The sequence below is a fragment of the Xanthomonas campestris pv. asclepiadis genome, assembly GCF_020784175.1.
GTDB lineage: Bacteria > Pseudomonadota > Gammaproteobacteria > Xanthomonadales > Xanthomonadaceae > Xanthomonas > Xanthomonas campestris_D.
This window is the reverse complement of sequence record NZ_JAJGQM010000052.1, coordinates 18,061-34,645: the sequence shown is the minus strand read 5'-3', so window position 1 is coordinate 34,645 and position 16,585 is coordinate 18,061. Positions and strand designations below refer to the sequence as shown.

Sequence of the window (16,585 nt, the reverse complement as noted above, 5' to 3'; positions counted from 1 at the left end):
GTAACGATCCAGGCTCTCACGGTGGCCCACGCCGGCTCTCGACGCCCAAACTGCCAGAATCCGAACAGATAAGGCTCGGTGGCGGCATCCATGCCGCCACACGGTCCCGCCCCCGGACGCGGCACCACGCTCCCAATATGGCTAGTGCTGATCGGCGAGTACTGCTTTCAGGCAGTCATCGCGCCTGCGGAGTTGGCGCTTCATGTCGTAGAGACCGCCTCAATATTTTGATCTTTGCAGTGGCAGCTAAAAACACGATCCGAGCCACGACCACTCAGGCAAGCAGTGCTTTTCCTTCCGCAACCGCCAGCAACTGTTGGTGCTTGCGCGCGTGCCGGTGTGGGACCTTGAGCGGCATGGATGCCGCGCCAGAGCCTACAAGAACGTACTTGCTGCGTGTCCCACGCCGGTACGCGTGCAAGCGCCCGCCGTAGACCGAAGCATTCGCATGAAGCGGACGGATTTAGTGCGCAAAATTGATCGGTGTGCGGAATCGGTTGGCGGGCGCGGCGCCGCACCGGTGTCGGGACACACCGCAAGTACGTCCATGTAGGCTCGGTGGCGGCATCCATGCCGCCACACGGTCCCGCCCCCGGACGCGGCACCAGGCTCCCCGTATTGCTATGGCCGATCGGCAAGCGATGTCCTCAGTACGAACTGCAGGCTGACCCCGCAGTGGTGTGACCCGGCGCGTGCATGCGTCGCCGGGCGTGGGCAAACCGGCCTGCCTGCACATCAAGCGCGCCCGCCGCCATGGGATGGGCGTTGCGATCGGTCCGGGCCGGCGTCAGGCGGTCTTCCCGCAAGTTGTGCCACCTTCGCGCAGCGGTCGGTGACCACATCACGGCCGGCCCGGCGGCAGTCTGTAACCGGGCGCCGTCGCGCCCGAGAGCAGGGTGGCTGGCCGGCAGCAAGCGCATCTGTCCAGGCGTGGCCGGGCTCACGTTCGCCGCGTGCGCTGCAATGTCAAACTCCGTAAGGTCGTTCCTCTGACCGCTACAGGTTCGTCGCTGGTTGCCGAAACTGAATTGCTTTACTCTGCAGCGCTTCGGCGTGGGGGCGCCGCGCCAGTCAGGGGGCGCAATCGCCCTGCATGCCCAGCCTTCTCTCTTCTAATCTCGGCGGGTGATCTCATGGTGGCATTGCAGCAGCGCTCGATTGATGCGATTCGTGGCCAGGAAGCGGCGTTGTTGGCTGCTTGGCTGGGCTCCAGCCTGGGCAGCGATGGACGTATTTCCCGGCAGGAGGTCGAAACCCAGAGCGCGGACTTCCTGCACCTGTTGGTCGCCTCCTTGAAGGACGGCGGCAGCAGCCTGGACAGCGCCGACTGGAGCGAGGTGCGTCGCTTCCTGGAAAACCTGTCGCGCGATCGGGCCACCCGTGGCTTCGATTCGCAGGAAACCGCCAACTTCATCTTCTCGCTCAAGCGGGTGCTGTTTGCGCTGGTGCAGCGCGAGTATGCCGATACGCCGGAGGATCTGGGCCAGCAGCTGTGGGCGCTGTCCGAGCTGCTGGACCGTCTGGGCCTGTACACCGTCAAGGCGTTTCAGAAGACCCGCGAAGACATCATCGTGCGCCAGCAGGAAGAGATGCTGGAGCTGTCCACCCCGGTGGTCAAACTATGGGACGGCGTGCTGGCGCTGCCGATGATCGGCACGCTGGATTCGCAGCGGACTCAGGTAGTGATGGAGTCGCTGCTGCAGCGTATCGTCGATACCGGCTCGGAAATCGCCATCATCGACATCACCGGCGTGCCCACCGTGGACACGCTGGTGGCGCAGCACCTGCTCAAGACCGTCACTGCGATCCGCCTGATGGGCGCCGATGCCATCATCAGCGGGGTGCGCCCGCAGATTGCGCAGACCATCGTGCACCTGGGCCTGGACCTGCAGGGCATCGTCACCAAGGCCAACCTGTCCGACGCGCTGGCGCTGGCGCTCAAGCGCATCGGCGTGACCGTCAACAAGGCAGGCTGACATGGAGCGCATCCCGATCCTGCGGATGGGCGACCTGCTGCTGGTCACCATCCAGGTGGACATGCACGATCAATTGGCGATGACGCTGCAGGAAGACCTGTCGGAAAAGATCAGCGCCACCTCCGCGCGCGGCGTGCTGATCGACATTTCCGCACTGGACATCGTCGACTCCTTCATCGGCCGCATGATCAGCACCATCTCCGGGCTGGCGGCGATCATGGATGCCAGGACCGTGGTGGTGGGCATGCAGCCGGCCGTGGCGATCACGCTGGTCGAGTTGGGCTTGACCCTGCCGTCGGTGCGTACCGCGCTCGATGTCGAACGCGGCATGCGCCTGTTGCAGCAACCCGATCGCGAGTCATGACGGCCGGTTCGCAACCGGTGCGTACCGAACAGGATGTGGTGCTGGCCCGGCAGACGGTACGCAAGCTGGTGGTGCAGTGCGGCCTGCGTCTGGTCGACCAGACCAAACTGGTCACCGCAGCCAGCGAACTGGCGCGCAACACCGTGATCTACGGCGGTGGCGGCGACATGGATTGGGCCCTGGTGGAAAGCGGTATCCGCAAGGGTGTGCAGCTGACCTTCCGCGACGAAGGCCCCGGCATTCCCGACCTGGACCTGGCGCTCACCGATGGCTGGACCTCCGGCAGCGGATTGGGATTGGGCCTGTCCGGTAGCCGGCGGCTGGTGGATGATTTCGTCCTGGATACCGCAGCCGGCAAGGGCACGCGCATCACCATCACCAAATGGAAGTGATGCTCGCCGGCGAGGTCACGCGCGCGTTTCGCGTCGACGAAACCAGCCAGGTCGGCCAGGCACGGCGCGAGGCGGCGGCGCTGGCACAGACGCTGGGTTTCGATGAGGCTGCCGGCGGGCGCGTGGCGCTGGTGGCCACCGAGCTTGCCACCAATATGGTCAAGCATGGACGTGGCGGCTGGCTGCAGTTGTCCACGGTGGCCACACGCCAGGGCATGGGCGTGGAGATCTGCGCCATCGACGGCGGGCCGGGCTTCGCACTCGTGGACGGCCTGCGCGATGGCTATTCCACCGCCGGGACGCCGGGCACCGGGCTGGGCGCGATCCAGCGCCAGGCGCAGGTGCTGGACGCGTATTCCGATGCCAAGGGCGCGGTCGTGATGGCACGGCTGTTCGCGCAGCAGCGCGCCGAGCTGGACTTGCCGTACGGCGCGATCCGTCTGCCGCTGCACAACGAAACGGTGTGCGGCGATGCCTGGCATCTGGCGATTGGCGAGCAGCGGGTGACCGTCACCGTGATCGATGGCCTGGGCCACGGTCCAGGTGCCGCCGATGCTGCCGATGCCGGGACGCGCGCTGCAGCCACGGCCCGCGGCGAGCCCGGCGAGCGCATCGCGCAGCTGCACGCCGGCATGTCCGGCACCCGCGGCGGCGCTGCCGCGGTGATGCAGTTCGACAGCAGCACCGGCCAGGTACGCTTTGCCGGCGTGGGCAATATCGTTGCGTCGCTGTGCGATGGCGACGGCGTGCGTGGCATGCCCTCGCATCCGGGCATCGTCGGGGTGCAGTTCCGCAAGGCACAGCCGTTCGATTTTCCGGATGCCGCCGGCAAACTGCTGGTCATGCACAGCGATGGTCTGCAATCACGCTGGAACCTGCGCGATCACCCGGGCCTGCTGTCGCGCCATCCGCGTCTGATTGCGGCCGTGCTGTTGCGCGATTACACGCGGGGCCGCGACGATTGCGGCGTGTTTGTCATGCGGCTGGGAGGCCTGCAATGAATGCTTCCGGTGATACATCGCCCATCGATCCGCTGGCCGAACTGGACGCGCTGCGGCAGCAGAACCAGGCCCTGCGCGAAGAATTGGAAGAAACCAACCAGGGCGTGCTGGCGCTGTATGCCGAGCTCGATCAGCAGGCCGAACAGCTGCGCGACGTGTCCGAGCTCAAGAGCCGCTTCCTGTCCTACATGAGCCACGAGTTCCGCACCCCGCTCAGCTCGATCCTGAGCATCACGCGGCTGCTCGAGGACGGCATGGACGGGCCGCTCACTGCCGAGCAGGCCAAGCAGGTGCGCTTTGTCAGCACCTCGGCGCGCGAGCTCACCGAGATGGTCGACGACCTGCTGGATCTGGCCAAGATCGAAGCCGGGCGCATCACCATCTCGCCGGGCTGGTTCGATCTGATGGACCTGTTCGCGGCCTTGCGCGGCATGTTCCGCCCGCTCACCGATGTCAGCAGCACCACCTTGATCTTCGAGGATCCGCCGGTGCTGCCGATGCTCTACACCGACGACAAGAAGCTGGCGCAGATCCTGCGCAACTTCATTTCCAACGCGCTCAAGTTCACCCCGCAAGGCCATGTGCGCGTGTTCGCGCAGCTGGAAGGCGAGACCCATGTGCGCTTCGGCGTGCAGGACACCGGCATCGGCATTCCGGCCGAGCTTCACGACGCCTTGTTCGAGGATTTTGTACAGGTGGATTCGCCGTTGCAGAAACGCCTCACCGGCACCGGGCTGGGGCTGTCGATCTGCAAGCGGTTCGCGGAGTTGCTGGGCGGCAGGGTGGGAATCAACAGCGTGGTCGGGCAGGGCTCGGAATTTTTCGTGGTGCTGCCGGTCACGCTGGCACCGGAGGATGCACTTGGGCAGTAAGCCACACATTCTGGTCGTCGACGACAACGCGGTGACGCGGTATTCGGTGCGGCGTGTGCTCGAACATCACCAGTTCGTGGTCGACGAAGCCGGCACCGGCACCGACGGCCTGGCCAGACTGGCCGAGCAGGCGTTTTCTGCGGTGGTGCTGGACGTCAATCTGCCGGACATGAGTGGCTTCGACATCGTGCGTACACTACGCGCCGCGCCGCGCACCGCGTTGCTGCCGGTGGTGCACGTGTCGGCCGCATCGATCGCCACCGGCGACATGATCACCGGCCTGGAAGCCGGCGCCGACGCCTACCTGATTCACCCGGTCGACCCCAGCGTGCTGGTCGCCACGCTGCGCACCCTGCTGCGCGCGCGCCAGGCCGAGGACGCCTTGCGCATCAGCGAGGCACGCTTCCGCGAGATCTTCGAGCACATCAGCGCGCCGATTGCGGTGGTCGATGCCAGGCTGCACACGCATGAAGCCAATGCTGCGTTCCAGCGCCTGATCGGCACCGCCACGCCCGCCGAGGCGCTTGCCGTGCCCGGCGTGGACCAGGCCGCCACCGTGCACGCGCTGACCAACGCGCTGGCGCAGCGCGAGCGCTGGAGCGGTGCCTTGTCGATCCTGCGCGAGGGCAAGGTGTGCGAAACCGAATGGCGCGTCTCGCCGTATCGCGAACCGGATCTGGGCCTGCTGCTGGTCGAGGACGTCACCGAACAGCGCCTGCGCGAGCGTGAGCAGCGCCAGGAGCTGGATACCGCCACCACCGAGCTGGCCCACCAGATCGCCGAGCGCCAGCGCACCGAAATCCAGTTGCTGCAGGCGCAGAAGATGGAAGCGCTGGGCAAGCTCACCGGCGGTATCGCGCACGACTTCAACAATCTGCTGACCAGCATCATCTCCGGCCTGGACATGATCCAGCTGGCGGTCGAGTCCAACCGCATCGAGCGCGTGCCGCGGCTGGCCGAGATCGCCACCGGTTCGGCGCATCGTGCTGCCGCGCTGACCCAGCGCATGCTCGCCTTCGCACGCAAGCAATCGCTGGATGCGCAGGCCTTCGACATCAACGCACGCGTGCGCTCGCTGGAAGACATGCTGCACCGCTCGATCGGCGAGAACATCGTGCTGGAGCTGGAGCTGGCAGACACGCCGCTGGTGGCGGTGGCCGATGCCAACCAGCTCGAAAACGTGGTGCTCAATCTGGTGATCAATGCGCGCGACGCGTTGAAGGGCAGGGGCACCATCCGCATCCAGAGCGAGGCCTATACCGCGCAGGACGATCCGGAACTGGACAACGGCGATTACGTGGCAGTGAACGTGATCGATAACGGCAGCGGCATCGAGCCGGCCATCCTCAATCAGGTCTTCGAACCGTTCTTCACCACCAAGCCGATCGGCGAGGGCACCGGCCTGGGTTTGTCGATGACCTATGGCTTTGCGCGCCAGTCCGGCGGCACCGCCCGCATCACCAGCACCGTGGGGCGCGGTACCACGGTGGCCTTGCTGCTGCCGCGCGGACTCACTGCCAGCGCGTTGCCGCCGGCACCGGCACCGAATTCGCCCCGTGCACGCAGCGAGCGCATCTTGCTGGTGGACGACACCGACGTGGTGCGGATGATGGTGAGCGAGGTGCTCAGCGATGCCGGCTACCACGTGGTCGAAGCCGAAGATGCCAACGGCGCACTGGATCAATTGCGTGCCGGCGTGGAGATCGATCTGGTGGTGTCCGACGTCGGCCTGCCCGGCATGAACGGGCGCGACATGGCCGACGTGGCGCGCGTGCTGCGGCCGGGCCTGCCGATCCTGTTCATCACCGGCTACGCCGAAAACGCCGCCACCCGCCAGGAATTCCTGGCCGACGGCATGGCACTGCTGCCCAAGCCTTTCAGCCTCAACGACCTGCTCAACATGGTCGGGCAGATGCTCGATAGCAGCGTGCTGGCCGCCCGCGCCTGACGCGGGGGTTGCGCGCGTAGAGGGCAGCTATCGGCGTCGACCATGTGCGCGGCGGCACGCTTGCCATAGAGCTGCAACATTGCTGACATATCGTGCGCGCGGCGCCACGCTGCGCCTTCGGCCGGCATGTCCGATGCCGACGGATGTTGGTGGGGCAAACAAAACGTAGCGCGGTTGTCAGATGGGCGCGGACGGCGCAGAGGAACCGGAGTGCCAGTGGTACACCCGATTCCCAGCACCGGCCGCGCGCCTGATGGCCGCGCAGTCATGTTGATCGCCGCGCTTGCCTCCGTGTCACCCCTCGCGTCACCTACCCAAGGATCATCTCGCATGTCGCTGTACTCGTCTGTCTCCGCGTCCCTGACGTCCGCCACCACGCACGCGCCCGCACGCCGTCGCGCCGCCTTGCAGCGCACGCCGCTGGCGCGTGCCTGCGCCGGCCTGCTGCTCGCCTCGCTGGCTGCAGCGGCCTCTGCGCAGCAGGCGCCGACGCGCCAGGGCGAGGGCGAGGGCAGCCCGACCGCGCTGGATACGGTCACCGTCACTGCCGAACACCGCGAGCAGAACCTGCAGGAAGTGCCGGTGTCGGTGGGCGTGGTGCAGGGCGCGGCGATGCGCGAGTTCACCGCCGGTGGCGACGACACGCTGCTGGCGCTGTCCGGGCGCGTGCCGGGCTTCTATGCCGAGACCACCACCGGGCGCATCTTTCCGCGCTTCTATATCCGCGGCCTGGGCAATATCGATTTCTACCTTGGCGCTTCGCAGCCGGTGTCCATCATCCAGGACGACGTGGTGCTGGAACACGTGGTGCTCAAGTCCAATCCGGTCTACGACGTGGACCAGGTCGAAGTGCTGCGCGGCCCGCAGGGCACCTTGTTCGGCCGCAACACCACCGCCGGCATCGTCAAGTTCGACACCGTCAAGCCCAGCGAGACCTATACCGGCCGTGTCGATGCCAGCTACGGCAGCTACAACACGGTGTCGCTGGACGGCGGCTTCGGTGGCCCGATCAACGATGTGCTGTCGTTCCGCGTGTCGGCTCTGTACCAGCACCGCGACGACTGGGTGGACAACACCTTCGCCGGCAGCAGTGCCGATGGCACGCGCACGCCGCGCAAGGATGCGATGGGCGGTTACAACGACCGCAATGCGCGCCTGCAGTTGCTGCTCAAGCCCAACGACGCGTTCTCGCTGCTGGGCTCGGTGCATACGCGCGACTACGACGGCACCTCCACGTTGTTCCTGCGCAATGCAGTCACGCGCGGCAGCGACAAGGTCGACGTGCCGCGCGACCGCGTGGCCTACGACGAGGCACACGACAACCCGCAGGCGTATCAGACCGACGGCGGCTCGATCAAGGCGATCTACGATTTCGGCGGCGTATCGCTGACCTCCATCAGCGCCTACGAAACCACCTCCGGCTATAGCCGTGGCGACACCGATGGCGGCGCGGCGGCGAACTACCCGGTCAACGGCGTGCCGAACGGCTTCGGCCAGTCGATGGGGCAGATCCGCGACCTGGATCAGTACACCCAGGAACTGCGCCTGGCCAGCGAAGGCGATGACGCATTGCAATGGCAGGTGGGCGCGTTCTACTTCGACGGGCGCGACACCACCGATTTCTATCAGCGTGCCTATTTCCTGCAAACCGCCGCGCGCAACCCCAACAACTGGGTGCGCCTGCGCAACACCAATACCTCCTGGGCCGGTTTCGGGCAGCTCAGCTACAAGGCCACCGACGCGCTCACCTTGACCGCCGGTCTGCGCCAGACCAAGGACAGCAAGGAAACCCGCCTGCTCAAGACCGCCGATACTGCCGCTGGCGCGGTGACTTATCGCGGCCGTCGCGACGTGCGCATGTCCGATACCCAGCCCAGCTGGGATCTCAGCGCGATGTATGAAATCAATCCGGAGCTGAGCGTCTATGCGCGCGTGGCACGCGGTTTCCGCGGTCCGACCATCCAGGGCGGCAGCGCGGTGTTCAATTCCGATTTCACCACCGCCGATTCGGAAACCATCCTGTCGTGGGAGGCCGGCATCAAGAGCAGCCTGTTCGACAACAGCCTGCGTCTGAATGTCAGCGGCTTCACCTACACCGTCGACGACATCCAGCTCAACGGCAACGATTCGGACGGCAACGGCGTGCTGTTCAATGCCGACAAGGCCAAGGCCTACGGCCTGGAGGCAGACCTGGACTGGCGCCCGATCTCCAACCTGTCGCTGACCGCCGGCCTGAGCCTGCTGCATAGCGAAATCCACGACGATCGCGTCTACGCGCAGGCCTGTGCGCTCAATGGCGTGGTGGTGTGCACGGTCAACGACCCGACCATCCGCGTTGGTGCCAATACCTTTGCGCAGATCGACGGCAACCCGCTGCCCAACGCGCCCAAGTACAACCTCAACCTGGCGGCGCGCTACGACATTCCGGTGGGCAACGATGGCGCGTTCTTCGTCTCCACCGACTGGAACAAGCAGGGCGAAACCAGCTTCGTGCTGTACGACTCCACCGAGTTCCGCGCCAGCGGCAACTTCGAAGGCGGCCTCAAGCTTGGCTACACCGGCGGCTATGGCGCGTGGGAAGTGGCGGCGTTTGCGCGCAACATCACCAACGAGAAGAACGTCAAGGGCGTGATCGAAAACTACATGGCGGCGGTGTACAACGAGCCGCGCGTGGTGGGCGTGTCGGTCAACGTCAACTGGCAGTAAGCGACCGAGCAAACTGTTGCACGGCCGTCAGGTGGGCGGTCGGTGCCCGGAACCGGCATGTAGCATGTGTACGTTCGGTTCCCTGCGCGCCGTACGCATCCACCTGACGAGCGCTGGTGACGTTGTCAGCCGCTCTCTGTCGCTGATCGATTGACTGCATCGCTGCGCAGGTGTCGCAGCGATGTCGATCGTCAAACCAGGCCCGCTGCGTGCATCACGCAGCGGGCTCTTTGTGTCAACGGCTGCGCAATACCGACTGCACCCAGCTGACGATCTGCGTGCTGCTCACCGCGCCCGAATGACGGCCCAGCTCACTGCCGCCGCGGATGACCAGCAAGGTCGGGATGCTGCGGATGCCAAAGCGCGTGCCCAGCGCCGGATGCAGATCGGTATCGACCTTCGCCAGCCGGACCTGCGGTTCGAGCATCGCCGCGGCGGCGGCGAATTGCGGCGCCATGTTCAGGCACGGCCCGCACCACGGCGCCCAGAAATCCACCACCAATGGCAGCGCGCTGCGCACCGCATGCCTGTCGAAATCGGCCGCCGACAGCGCCACCGGCGCGCCCAGGAACAAGGGTTTGTGGCAACTGCCGCAGTTGGGTGCGTCGCGCAGACGCGCGCGTGCGATACGGTTCATCGCAGCGCAGCTCGGGCAGGCGATCAGGAGCGGTGCGTCGGTCATGCGATGGTCTCCGGTGGCAGGCAATGCAAACGCTACGCTCGCACACCACGGGCGGCGAGCGCGGCTGCATGCCGCCAGTGTAACGGCCATCGCCAAGGTCCCGATGCCGGAGGCTCCCGCCGCCGCACCGGGTGTGCGCGGTGCTGCGACAGACCGGCGCGCCCCAGCGCGCCGCTGTGCTCAGCCCGATTGCCCCAGGGTCAGGATCGGAACGAAGCCCCCGTAAATCAGGCGCTTGCCATCGAACGGCATCGGGTTGACCGCTGGGTCCATGCGCGGGTCGTCCATCATCTTGCGCATGCCCGCATCGCGGGTCGCCTTGTCCGGCCATTCGATCCACGAAAACACCACGATTTCGTCGTCGGCGGCATCGACCGCGCGATGGAAGTCGGTCAGTTGTCCATGCTGGACGTCATCGCCCCAGCACTCCACCACGCGCAACGCGCCGTACTCAATGATGATGGCATCGCCCATGCGGGCATGTTCCAGAAACGCGGCCTTGTTGGCCGTGGGCACCGCGAGCGCAAACCCATCCACATACGACATAACCACCTCCTCAAACATGGCGCACGGCGTGCACCTGATGATGACGAACAGATGTTGGTGCGATCGAAACACGCTGGAAAGCAGCGCCTGGGTGCGTGTCGCCCGCGCAAGTAGTGCGAGCATACGGCGCATCTCGACGGCAAGCACTGCTCGCGCCCGCATGACGATACGCACCGTCGTTGTGCCCGGTTTGTCTTTGTCGGATCCCGCGCGCGGCACGACGTGCGATGCGTTTTGCATGAGTTCGCATCAAAGGTGTTGCGTTATCACGATGGGCTGGCGTTACCACAGACCGCCAGCATCGGCATTGCATGGGCCTGGATCAGAGCGAATGCCCTTGCCGGGCATGCCGAGGCGGATGCTCAGCGTGCTGTCCGGCCGCCCCAGTGGCTGCGATTACGCGGCCAGGTTGTGTCGCCGCAGTACGGCTTCGAACACCACATCGCTGCCTTCGTTGCGTGCCTGCAGCGTGCCGCCGTGCGCCTTGACGAACTGGTCGGCGATGAACAGGCCCAGCCCCAGGCCCTGGCTGGCATGGAAGCTGGCCTTGAACGGCTCGAACAGGCGCGGCATCAGACTGTCCGGAATGCGCCCGACGTTGCGCACCGACAGCCGCAGCGTGTCGCGTTCGCGTCCGTCCAGGTGCACCCGCACCGGCTCGCTGCCCCCGTGCAGCACCGCGTTGCCGACCAGATTGGACACGACCTGTGCCAGGCGATCGCCATCGCCATCGCCGTCCAGATCGCCCTCGGTGCGCAGGTCGATCGGCGTGTGCGGGTTGGCCTGCGCCACTTCTCCCACCACGCTATGGGTGACGTCGCCCAGATTGCAGGGGCCGAACTGCATCGACAGCCCGTCGCTGCGCAAACGCGAGAAATCCAGTAGCTGCTCGACCATCCGCGCCATCCGCCGCGCGCTGTTTTCCAGGTGATCGAGCGTGCGTGCGGCCGAGCCTTCGGCGTCCACATCCAGGCTGAGCTTGTCGGCGCACAGCAGAATCACCGACAGCGGCGTGCGCAAGTCGTGGGTGAGCACGGCCATCATGGTTTCGTTGAGCGTGAGCGCGCGTTCCAGCGAGGCATTGCGCGCCTTGAGCAGGCGCCGTTGCTGGTACAACTCGATGAACACATTGACCTTGCTCAGGATCACGTGCGGCTCAATCGGCTTGTGCAGGAAGTCCACCGCACCGGTTTCGTAGCCCTGGAACGCGCGCATCGGATCGTTCGGCGATGCGGTCAGGAAAATGATCGGCACATGCCGGCTGCGCTGCGAGCCGCGCATCAGCTCGGCCAGCGAAAATCCGTCCATTTCCGGCATGTGCACATCCAGCAATGCCAGCGCCACATCGTGTTCGAGCAATAGCTCCAGCGCCTGCGCACCGGAGGCGGCGCACAGCACCTGGATGCCGTCGCGCTGCAGCAGCGCTTCCATCGCCACCAGGTTCTGCGGCACGTCGTCGACGATCAGCAGCTTGGCCGGCTCGTCATCGTTGCTGGGTGTCGCCAGGCCGGTCGCGGTGAGGTTCATGGGTGAAAGGTTTCCAGTCGGCTGCAGATCGCCTGCAGGGTGAGCACCGCATCGGCGCCGGCATGGGCGAGCGCGGAGGCGGGCATCAGCGGTGAGGCAGCATCGTCGGGACGCTGGATCCAGGCGCTGCCACCAACCGCGCGCACCGCCGCTACACCGGCGCTGCCGTCACTGCTGGCGCCGGTGAGCAGGATCGCCAGCAGGCGCTGCCCGAACACGTCGGCCGCCGATTCGAACAAGGGGTCGATCGCCGGACGCGAGAACAGCACCGGTGCATCCATCGACAGCGCCAGGCTGTCGCGCGTTTCCACCAGCAGATGGTAGTCGGGCGGGGCGATAGTCACGCTGCCGGCGAGCAGCGGCTGCTTGTCTTCTGCCTCGCGCACCGGCAAGGCGCAGCGTGCATCCATCAGCTCGGCAAGGTGGCTGGTGCGGTCGCGCGGCAGATGCAGCACCACCAGCACCGGCATCGGCAGATCCGCAGGCAGGCTGGACAACAGCGCCTGCAAGGCCACGACACCGCCGGCCGAGGCCCCGATCACCATCGCGTCGAACTGCGCCGCCGCCGCGTACATGACGTTCATGCCGCCGCCTTGCGGAACAGGCGTTGCTCGCGTGCCACGGTCTCGAACGCCTGCGCATGCGCTCCGAACTGCAGCGACTCCTTGCTGCCCAGGCCCAGAAACCCACGATGCACCAACGCATCGTAAAAAAGGCCCACTGCACGGTCCTGCAGGCTGCGGTTGAAATAGATCAGCACGTTGCGGCACGACACCAGATGCACCTCGGAGAACACCGTATCGGTGGCCAGGCTGTGATCGGCGAAGACGATATTGCGCTTCAGACGGCGGTCGAACACCGCGCCATCGTAGGCGGTGGTGTAGTAGTCGGACAGCGAGCTGCGGCCGCCGGCGTCCAGATAATTGCGGCTGAACTGCGCAATGCGGTCGATGCCGAAGGCGCCGGCTTCGGCCATGCCCAGCGCTTCGGGATTGATGTCGGTGGCGTAGATCACCGCCTTTTCCAGCAGGCCTTCTTCGTGCAGCAGAATGGCCAGCGACCAGACTTCCTCGCCGGTGCTGCAGCCGGCCACCCACAGCTTGATCGACGGATAGGTCCGCAACACCGGCACCACATGTTCGCGCAGGACGCGAAAGTAGGCCGGGTCGCGGAACATCTCCGACACCTGCACGGTGAAGAACTGCATCGCCTGCGCGAAGGTGTCAGGTTCGTGCAGCAGGCGGTGCTGCAGGTCGGCCACGCGCGTGCACTCCATGCGCGCCATCGCGTGGCGCATGCGCCGGCGCAGCGACGACACCGCGTAATCGCGGAAGTCGTAGTGGTAGCGCTGGTAGACCGCTTCCAGCAGCACCCGCAGCTCCAGATCGAACAGCTCCACCGCGTTCATTGCCGCGAGCACCACACACGGCACAGCGACACCAGCTTGTCCACGTCGATGGGCTTGGCGATGTAGTCGTTGGCGCCGGCCTCCAGGCAGCGTTCGCGATCGTCGGCCATGGCCTTGGCGGTCAGCGCGATGATCGGCAGATCCTGCCATTGGCGATTGGCGCGGATCTGGCGCATCGCGGTCAGCCCGTCCATCTCCGGCATCATGATGTCCATCAACACCAGGTCCACCTCGTGCTTGGCCAGATGTTCCAGCGCCTCGCGGCCGTTGCGGGCGATCTGCAGCGTCACGCCGAGCGGTTCGAGCACGCTGGAGAGCGCGAAGATGTTGCGCACATCGTCTTCGGCCAGCAGCACGGTGGCGCCGTCCAGTACCGCGTCGCGGCGGCGCGCTTCGCGCAGCAGGCGTTGCTGGTCGCTGGGCAGCGAGGCTTCCACGCTGTGCAGGAACAGCGTCACCTCATCGAGCAGACGCTCGGGCGAGCGCACCCCCTTGATGATGATGCTCTTGGAATACCGGCGCAGGCGCTGTTCCTCGTCGCGGGTGAGCGCGCGCCCGGTGTAGACGATGACCGGCGGAAACGCCACCGCGTCGTTGCCGGCCATGCGTTCGAGCAGGTCGTAGCCGCTGCCGTCGGGCAGCGCCAGATCGGTGACCATGCAATCGAAGGTCGAGCCGGCCAGCTGCTGCATCGCGTCGGCAATGCTGCCCACCGCGATGATGTCCAGCTGGTCGCGCGCCAGCAACAATTGCAGATTCGCACGCAGGGCGCTGTCGTCTTCGACGATCAGCAGGCGGCGTACGGCGCGTGCATTGGTGTCTTCCAGTTGACGGATCGCACCTGCCAGCAGCTCGCGCGTGGCCGGCTTGATCAGATAGCCCACCGCGCCCAGTTCCAGCGCAATCTGGCTGCGCTCCAGCGCCGATACCACATGCACCGGAATATGGCGCGTGGCCGGATCGCGCTTGAGGCGTTCGAGCACGCTCAGGCCGGACGCATCCGGCAGCCCGATGTCGAGCAAGATGCCGCTGGGACGCAGTTCGGCTGCCAGGCGCAGCGCTTCTTCGGCGCTGGGCGCCACCACGCAGTCGAAATCCAGCTCGTGCGCCAGCTCGACCAGCGCCTGCGCAAAGCGTGCTTCGTCTTCCACCGCCAGGATCAGCCGGCCGGGACGGGTGCGTTGATCGCGATCGTCGTCGGCGCGCTGCAGCGGCGGGGTGGCGGTTGCCGGAATCGGCAGCGGCATCCCGGTGGACGCAACCGTGGCGCGCCCGTCAAGGCGCGAGGCCATGGCCGTGCCGCTGCCGAACTGCGCCAACGGCGTGGCGCCGATTGCCGCCGCGCTTGCGTTTGCCTGCGCTGCCGTCACCAGCTCTGCCGGTGCGCCGTCGATCGGCAATTCCAGCGTAAAACAGCTGCCGCGCCCCGGCTGGCTGTCCACGCGGATGCTGCCGCCCATGCGCTGGGCCAGGTCGCGCGAGATCGACAGCCCCAGGCCGGTGCCGCCGTAGCGACGGCGCGTGCTGCCATCGGCCTGACGGAACGCTTCGAAGATGATCTCCGTCTGTTCGTGCGCGATGCCGATGCCGGTGTCGTTGACCTTGAACAGTACCCGGCCCGGCGTGTGCGCCTGGATCGACAGACTGACGCTGCCGTGCTCGGTGAACTTGATCGCATTGGCCAGCAGGTTCTTGAGGATCTGCTGCAGGCGTTGGCTGTCGACGACCAGTTGCGTCGGTGCATCGGATTCGGCGGCCAGCTGCAACGCCAGGCCTTTCTGGCGCGCCAGCGGCTCGAAGGTTTCGCGCAGGCGCTGCACCACCGAGCTGGTCGCAACGGTGTCGTCGGCCAGTTCCACATGCCCGGCCTCGATCTTGGACAGGTCGAGAATGTCGTTGATCAACGCCAGCAGATCGTTGTTGGACGACAGGATCGCCTGCGCATATTTCACCTGCTCGGGGCTAAGCGTGCCGTCCTTGTTGTCCGCCAGCAGCTTGGCCAGGATCAATGCGCTGTTGAGCGGCGTGCGCAACTCGTGCGACATGTTGGCCAGAAACTCGGACTTGTAGCGCGAGGCGGTGGACAGCTCGTTGCTGTTGCGCACCAGCTGATTCTGCGCAACCAGCAAGGCCTGCTTCTGCGCTTCCAGCGCTTGGGTGCGTTCTTCCAGCTGCACATTGGTCTGTTCCAGCTCGGCTTGCTGCAGTTCCAGATCGCTTTGCGATTGCTGCAGGCTGCGGCTCTGTTCCTCCAACTCCTCGTTGGCCACGCGCAGCTCTTCCTGCTGGGTCTGCAGTTCCTCGCTTTGACGCTGGGTTTCCTCCAGCAAGGCCACCAGCTGCGCGCGTAGCAATGCCGTGCGCAAGGCCAGGCCGATATTTTCGCCGCAGCGTGCGAGCAATTCTTCTTCGCGCGTGGCGGCAATATGCGGGGCGGCCGCACGGCCCAGCTCCACGATACCGATCACGCGTCCATCGGCGATGACCGGCGCCAGCAGCAGCTCCTGGCAGGCGCTGCGGCCCAGGCCGGAGGCAATCTGCAGATGTCCGGCGTCCACGCCGCGCACCCGGCGTACCGTGCCGCCACGCAAGGCCTCGCCGAGCTGGCCGGCATCGGTCGGCAGCGTCCTGGATGCATCGGCCGGCAGCGCGGCGCCGCCGGTCAGCCGCAGGCGGTCGCCTTCGATGCGATACAACGCGCCGACTTGCGCATCCAGCGTGTCGCACAACGCGCGCACGGCGGCATTGGCAAGATCGTCCGGGCTGTGATCGCCGCGCAGACTGGCTTCGACCGTGTTTTCGGCCTGCTGCAGCCATAATGCCAGTTCGGCCTGACGGCGCGCGCGGATGGCCTGCATCACCACCAGCGCCATCGCCAGAAACGACACCCCGCCGATGCTGCGGTTGATCGAGGAGAAACTCGAACTGGTACTGGACGGCGCCAGCTGAAAACCGACGGCCAGCAGCACGCACGACAGTGCGGCGACCACCAGCGGCGCCTGTGCGCGATTCTGGAAGACCGTCACGCCCACCGCGACGAAATAGGTCAGCCACACTGCATAGCCGAGCGGGGTGACCAATTCCACGCCGAGCGTTCCCGCCATCAGGGCCCCTGCGATCACCCACACCCAGCGGTCGCGTGTGGTCGAGATGTTCTGCATAA

Annotated in this window: 13 protein-coding genes and 1 other RNA gene; 7 read left to right on the top strand and 7 right to left on the bottom strand. The window is 66.0% G+C overall.

Features of this window, described 5'->3' with window-relative positions; translation table 11 throughout:
* Window positions 1–1,133 precede the first annotated feature (1,133 nt).
* From LL972_RS18390 to LL972_RS18365, 6 genes are read left to right on the top strand one after another with little or no spacing between them, the layout of a single operon-like run.
* The gene (locus LL972_RS18390; protein WP_228328814.1) at window positions 1,134–1,976 is read left to right on the top strand and encodes an STAS domain-containing protein; all 843 of its coding nucleotides are present in this window, start codon (window positions 1,134–1,136) and stop codon (window positions 1,974–1,976) included.
* Window position 1,977: 1 nt separating this feature from the next.
* Window positions 1,978–2,340 (top strand): STAS domain-containing protein, encoded by a 363-nt coding sequence (locus LL972_RS18385; protein WP_228328813.1) that lies wholly within the window; start codon window positions 1,978–1,980, stop codon window positions 2,338–2,340.
* On the top strand, window positions 2,337–2,732 hold the full coding sequence (locus tag LL972_RS18380; RefSeq protein ID WP_228328812.1) for an ATP-binding protein: 396 nt from the start codon (window positions 2,337–2,339) through the stop codon (window positions 2,730–2,732). Before LL972_RS18385 ends, LL972_RS18380 begins: the two co-directional genes overlap by 4 nt.
* On the top strand, window positions 2,723–3,733 hold the full coding sequence (locus LL972_RS18375) for an ATP-binding protein (protein ID WP_228328811.1): 1,011 nt from the start codon (window positions 2,723–2,725) through the stop codon (window positions 3,731–3,733). The genes LL972_RS18380 and LL972_RS18375 overlap by 10 nt, the downstream gene beginning before the upstream one ends.
* A complete protein-coding gene (locus LL972_RS18370; protein ID WP_228328810.1) occupies window positions 3,730–4,605 on the top strand; it encodes a sensor histidine kinase in 876 nt (291 codons plus the stop codon). The genes LL972_RS18375 and LL972_RS18370 overlap by 4 nt, the downstream gene beginning before the upstream one ends.
* Window positions 4,595–6,553: a response regulator gene (locus tag LL972_RS18365; RefSeq protein WP_228328809.1), complete on the top strand. Its 1,959-nt coding sequence runs from the start codon at window positions 4,595–4,597 to the stop codon at window positions 6,551–6,553. Before LL972_RS18370 ends, LL972_RS18365 begins: the two co-directional genes overlap by 11 nt.
* Window positions 6,554–6,706: 153 nt before the next feature.
* Here the strand turns inward: LL972_RS18365 and LL972_RS18360 are convergent.
* Window positions 6,707–6,778: non-coding RNA, sX9 sRNA (locus tag LL972_RS18360), on the bottom strand.
* A gap of 105 nt (window positions 6,779–6,883) precedes the next feature.
* Between LL972_RS18360 and LL972_RS18355 the strand changes: the two genes are divergently transcribed.
* Window positions 6,884–9,259, top strand: coding sequence for a TonB-dependent receptor (locus tag LL972_RS18355; protein ID WP_228328808.1), 2,376 nt, complete (start codon window positions 6,884–6,886; stop codon window positions 9,257–9,259).
* A 235-nt stretch (window positions 9,260–9,494) separates the two neighbouring features.
* Here the strand turns inward: LL972_RS18355 and trxC are convergent, their stop codons facing one another.
* From trxC to LL972_RS18325, 6 genes are all read right to left on the bottom strand, one after another.
* A complete protein-coding gene (gene trxC / locus LL972_RS18350; RefSeq protein WP_228328807.1) occupies window positions 9,495–9,941 on the bottom strand; it encodes a thioredoxin TrxC in 447 nt (148 codons plus the stop codon).
* A gap of 180 nt (window positions 9,942–10,121) precedes the next feature.
* Complete coding sequence (locus tag LL972_RS18345) at window positions 10,122–10,487, bottom strand: DUF1428 domain-containing protein (RefSeq protein ID WP_228328815.1); 366 nt, start codon at window positions 10,485–10,487, stop codon at window positions 10,122–10,124.
* A 396-nt stretch (window positions 10,488–10,883) separates the two neighbouring features.
* Complete coding sequence (locus LL972_RS18340) at window positions 10,884–12,014, bottom strand: hybrid sensor histidine kinase/response regulator (protein WP_228328806.1); 1,131 nt, start codon at window positions 12,012–12,014, stop codon at window positions 10,884–10,886.
* Window positions 12,011–12,589, bottom strand: coding sequence for a chemotaxis protein CheB (locus LL972_RS18335; RefSeq protein ID WP_429002191.1), 579 nt, complete (start codon window positions 12,587–12,589; stop codon window positions 12,011–12,013). Before LL972_RS18335 ends, LL972_RS18340 begins: the two co-directional genes overlap by 4 nt.
* Before the next feature lie 5 nt (window positions 12,590–12,594).
* Entirely contained in the window at window positions 12,595–13,446 is an 852-nt protein-coding gene (locus LL972_RS18330) for a CheR family methyltransferase (protein WP_180496911.1), read from the bottom strand.
* Window positions 13,419–16,583, bottom strand: coding sequence for a response regulator (locus tag LL972_RS18325; RefSeq protein ID WP_228328804.1), 3,165 nt, complete (start codon window positions 16,581–16,583; stop codon window positions 13,419–13,421). Before LL972_RS18325 ends, LL972_RS18330 begins: the two co-directional genes overlap by 28 nt.
* Window positions 16,584–16,585: the final 2 nt, after the last annotated feature.

Bases quoted from the DNA above. Each gene is read 5' to 3' on its own strand.
- LL972_RS18390 (WP_228328814.1), top strand. From the start codon at position 1,134: ATGGTGGCATTGCAGCAGCGCTCGATTGATGCGATTCGTGGCCAGGAA.
- LL972_RS18385 (WP_228328813.1), top strand. From the start codon at position 1,978: ATGGAGCGCATCCCGATCCTGCGGATGGGCGACCTGCTGCTGGTCACC.
- LL972_RS18380 (WP_228328812.1), top strand. From the start codon at position 2,337: ATGACGGCCGGTTCGCAACCGGTGCGTACCGAACAGGATGTGGTGCTG.
- LL972_RS18375 (WP_228328811.1), top strand. From the start codon at position 2,723: ATGGAAGTGATGCTCGCCGGCGAGGTCACGCGCGCGTTTCGCGTCGAC.
- LL972_RS18370 (WP_228328810.1), top strand. From the start codon at position 3,730: ATGAATGCTTCCGGTGATACATCGCCCATCGATCCGCTGGCCGAACTG.
- LL972_RS18355 (WP_228328808.1), top strand. From the start codon at position 6,884: ATGTCGCTGTACTCGTCTGTCTCCGCGTCCCTGACGTCCGCCACCACG.
- trxC (WP_228328807.1), bottom strand. From the start codon at position 9,941: ATGACCGACGCACCGCTCCTGATCGCCTGCCCGAGCTGCGCTGCGATG.
- LL972_RS18345 (WP_228328815.1), bottom strand. From the start codon at position 10,487: ATGTCGTATGTGGATGGGTTTGCGCTCGCGGTGCCCACGGCCAACAAG.
- LL972_RS18340 (WP_228328806.1), bottom strand. From the start codon at position 12,014: ATGAACCTCACCGCGACCGGCCTGGCGACACCCAGCAACGATGACGAG.
- LL972_RS18335 (WP_429002191.1), bottom strand. From the start codon at position 12,589: ATGTACGCGGCGGCGGCGCAGTTCGACGCGATGGTGATCGGGGCCTCG.
- LL972_RS18325 (WP_228328804.1), bottom strand. From the start codon at position 16,583: ATGCAGAACATCTCGACCACACGCGACCGCTGGGTGTGGGTGATCGCA.